This window comes from Ferrovibrio sp., from assembly GCF_017994015.1.
Classification (GTDB): Bacteria; Pseudomonadota; Alphaproteobacteria; order Ferrovibrionales; family Ferrovibrionaceae; genus Ferrovibrio.
Map to the genome: position 1 here is coordinate 1 of NZ_JAGOLP010000116.1, position 3,375 is coordinate 3,375.

4 protein-coding genes and 1 pseudogene are annotated in these 3,375 nt (G+C 62.4%); 4 read left to right on the forward strand and 1 reads right to left on the reverse strand.

Annotated elements, in window-relative coordinates; genetic code table 11:
- The 4 genes and pseudogenes from KBB36_RS20835 to KBB36_RS20850 all read left to right on the forward strand — a co-directional run.
- A pseudogene (locus tag KBB36_RS20835) lies at positions 1–140 on the forward strand (hypothetical protein); the annotation flags it as partial.
- 246 nt (positions 141–386) lie between these two features.
- The gene (locus KBB36_RS20840; RefSeq protein ID WP_290985811.1) at positions 387–737 is read left to right on the forward strand and encodes a thermonuclease family protein; all 351 of its coding nucleotides are present in this window, start codon (positions 387–389) and stop codon (positions 735–737) included.
- 78 nt (positions 738–815) lie between these two features.
- Positions 816–1,979: a GTP-binding protein gene (locus KBB36_RS20845; RefSeq protein WP_290985814.1), complete on the forward strand. Its 1,164-nt coding sequence runs from the start codon at positions 816–818 to the stop codon at positions 1,977–1,979.
- Positions 1,980–1,986: 7 nt separating this feature from the next.
- Entirely contained in the window at positions 1,987–2,772 is a 786-nt protein-coding gene (locus KBB36_RS20850) for a hypothetical protein (RefSeq protein WP_290985817.1), read from the forward strand.
- Here KBB36_RS20850 and KBB36_RS20855 read toward each other — a convergent pair.
- A partial coding sequence (locus KBB36_RS20855) for an asparaginase (protein WP_290985820.1) occupies positions 2,769–3,375 on the reverse strand: 607 nt, incomplete at its 5' end. The genes KBB36_RS20850 and KBB36_RS20855 overlap by 4 nt on opposite strands.

The window sequence follows — 3,375 nt, forward strand, 5'->3', positions numbered from 1 at the left end:
GCCTCACCGCCCGCGGCTATCACCGGGTTTTGCGTGTGGCCCGCACCCTGGCCGACCTGGAAGCCGCCGCCGGCGTGAAGCGCACCCATATCGCCGAGGCGCTGAGCTATCGCCGGCCGAATCAGCTCCGCCAGGGCTGAACCCCGCCGCACCGGCCTCGCTTGTTGTCTGTAAAATTCAGGGAAATATCCCCATGAAAAGGGATTTATCTTGCTTTGCGCAACCTTAGGGAATTATAAGAACATATATAGTTTATTTGTTCGTATAAAACCCGTATAAGTATATCTATGAATAATTCCACATCCATATTGTCTATTCTTGGTTTGGCTTTGCTGCCGATCAGCCAGATAGCCGCCGCAGAACCTCCGTTGCCTGGCCCGGTTGCCGTGGAACAAGCGCGCGTGATCGATGGCGATACGATGGAAGTGGTGGCATTGATCTGGCTGGACCAGCGGGTGACCACCCGGGTGCGGCTGGAAGGCATCGATACCCCGGAAAAGCGCAGCAAATGCATCGCCGAGCGCGAGGCGGCCGAGGCTGCAACGAAGCTGGCCAGCGACTGGCTGGAGCGCAACAAGCCGGTGGTACTGCGCGATCTGAGCCATGACAAATACGGCCGCCGCGTGGTGGGCCGGGTGCAAAGCGCCGATGGCAGATCCGATCTGGGCGAAACCCTGATCGCGCAAGGCCTGGCGCGGCGCTATGACGGGGGCACCAAGCGGCCCTGGTGCCCGTAACCGCCTTCTGCTGCCGGGAGGGCTGGACTTTCCGCCCCACATTGCCGAAATAAGACCTCAACAAAAGGGGTTTTCGCCATGAGCAATCAGGTTGTCGATCTGCGCGTTCCGGTCTCTGTGACCACCGGCTTTCTCGGCGCTGGCAAAAGCACCTTGCTCAACCGCCTGCTGCGGCATCCCGATATGGGCGAAACCGCCGTGATCGTGAACGAATTCGGAGAGATCGGCCTGGATCATGCGCTGATCGCTTCCAGCAGCGAAGATACCGTTCTGCTCGCCTCGGGCTGCCTGTGCTGCACCGTGCGCGGCGACCTGGTGAACACCCTGCGTGAATTGATGGGCAAGCGCGAGCGCGGCGAGGTGAAACCGTTCAAGCGCGTGGTGATCGAAACCACCGGCCTGGCCGATCCCGCCCCGGTGCTGCACACATTGATGACCGACCCGGTGGTATCCGAACGTTTCCGGCTGGAAAGCGTGATCACCCTGGTGGATGCGGTGAATGGCAGCAGCACGCTGGACAATCATGCCGAAGCCGTGAAGCAGGCTGCCATGGCCGACCGTATCGTGCTGAGCAAGACCGATCTGGCCGCCCCGGCCGTAACGGCTGAATTGAAGCATCGCCTGCGCCATCTCAATCCCGCCGCGCCGATCCTGCCGGCTGTATTGGGCGAGATAGAGCCCGGGCCGCTGTTCAATGCCGGCCTGTACGACCCCACCACCAAAAGCTTCAATGCGCAGAACTGGCTGCGTGCCGAGGCCTATGGCGGCCATGACCATCATCACCATGACCACGATCATCATCACCACGATCACCATGATCACGGACATCATGATCATGGGCATGAGCATCACGGGCATGACTCGCATGGCCATCCCCTCACCCCGGATGGCAAGCTGGATGTGAACCGCCACGACAATTCCATCAGTTCGTTCTGCATCACCTTCGACGAACCTTTCGAATGGAATATCCTGGCCACCTGGCTGGACATGCTGGCGGCTTATCGCGGCGACAATCTGCTGCGCGTGAAAGGGCTGATGAATGTGCAGGGCGTGGACCGCCCGGTGGTGGTGCATGGCGTGCAGCATCTGTTTCATCCGCCGGCCACCATTCCGGCCTGGCCGGATGCCGATCACCGCAGCCGCATCGTGTTCATCACCCGCGACCTGGATCGTGCGATAATCGAAAACACCCTGGTCGCGCTGAAGGAATCCACTCCCGCACCCCAGCAAGCGGCATCCTGATCGCGCCATGAACCAGCCTTCCGCCGCATTGCAGGCGGCCATCCGCAGCCTGGGCGCCACAGCCCGCGAGCGGGTGTTTTCACTGGAACATGACGGCCACAGGCTTTGGGTGAAACGGCCTGGTTTGCCGCGCCTGCGCTCGTCGGTGCTGATGCAACGCGGCCTCGCCCTGCTCACCGGCCTGGCCATGCTGAAGCCCGCGCGGCAAAGTGCCGGCCAAGCCGGCTTACGTGCCGAGGCCGAAGCCCTGCAAAAGCTGGCCGCCGATGGCTGGCCGGTACCGCCGGTGCTGGCACTGACCGATGCGTGGTTGCTGCTGGGCGATGCCGGCCAATCAGTGGAGAGCCTTTTGGGCCGCGAAAACGATCCGGCACAGCGCCGCGGCTTGATCGAAGCCTGTGCCGATCTGCTGAGCCGCCTGCATGCCGGCGGACATTGGCATGGCGGCGCGCAAATCCGCAACTTCAGTTGGACCGACGGCAAGCCGGGCCTGCTGGACCTGGAGGATCACGACCTGCCCGGCATGACGCAAGCACAACGGCAAGCCCGCGACCTGCTGCTGTTTCTCTATTCCCTCACGCGTTATGACCGCAATGCGGCCTCACCTCTGCTTGTGCCACTAGCCAGACAATTGGTGCAGGCTGCCAATGCCGAAACCCGCGCAGAATTACTGCGCCTGCATCGCCGCATCGGCTGGGTTATCCGGCTGGCCAAGCCCTTCGCCGCCAAGGCCGGCCGCGATATCCGCCAGGCGCTGGCCGCCGAAGCCGCATTGAACGCGGCGCTGAATTAAGCAACCGGCGCCAGACCGATATCGCCGACGCGGATACCGCGCCAATTGCTCATCACCGGCTGCACCATCGGCTGCAGCATTTCGCGCGCCGCATCATCCAACAACCCCAGATGATCCAACACCGCACCGATGGCGGTTTGCGCCGCACGCGTGGTGCCATCCAACGCCTTCAGCGCGATACCCACGCCAAGCTCGGCACTGGCGGCCGTATACACACCCTCCGCTCCGGTCTTTACGATGAACCGCCCGCGCCCTGCCTGCATGGCCAGCGTGCAGAAACGGCCATTGCCGGCGATGAAGAACGGCTCGGCGATCACCGCCTGGGCAAACCGTTTGGCAGCCTTGGCACGTTCCGGCGCCAGACCATTGCCGGTGATGAATTTGGCAAAGCCATGGGCCAGGTTGTAAAGCGGCATTGCCATGGTGGGCATCGAACAGCCATCCACACCGATTTCATCGGGCGCGAAGCGATGGCCGCAAACATCCTCGATCGCGGCCGTAACGGCGCGCTGCACCGGATGATCGGGCTTCACATACCCCTCCAACGGCACACCCAGATGGCGCGCCAGGGTAACCATGCCGGCATGTTTGCCGGAACAATTG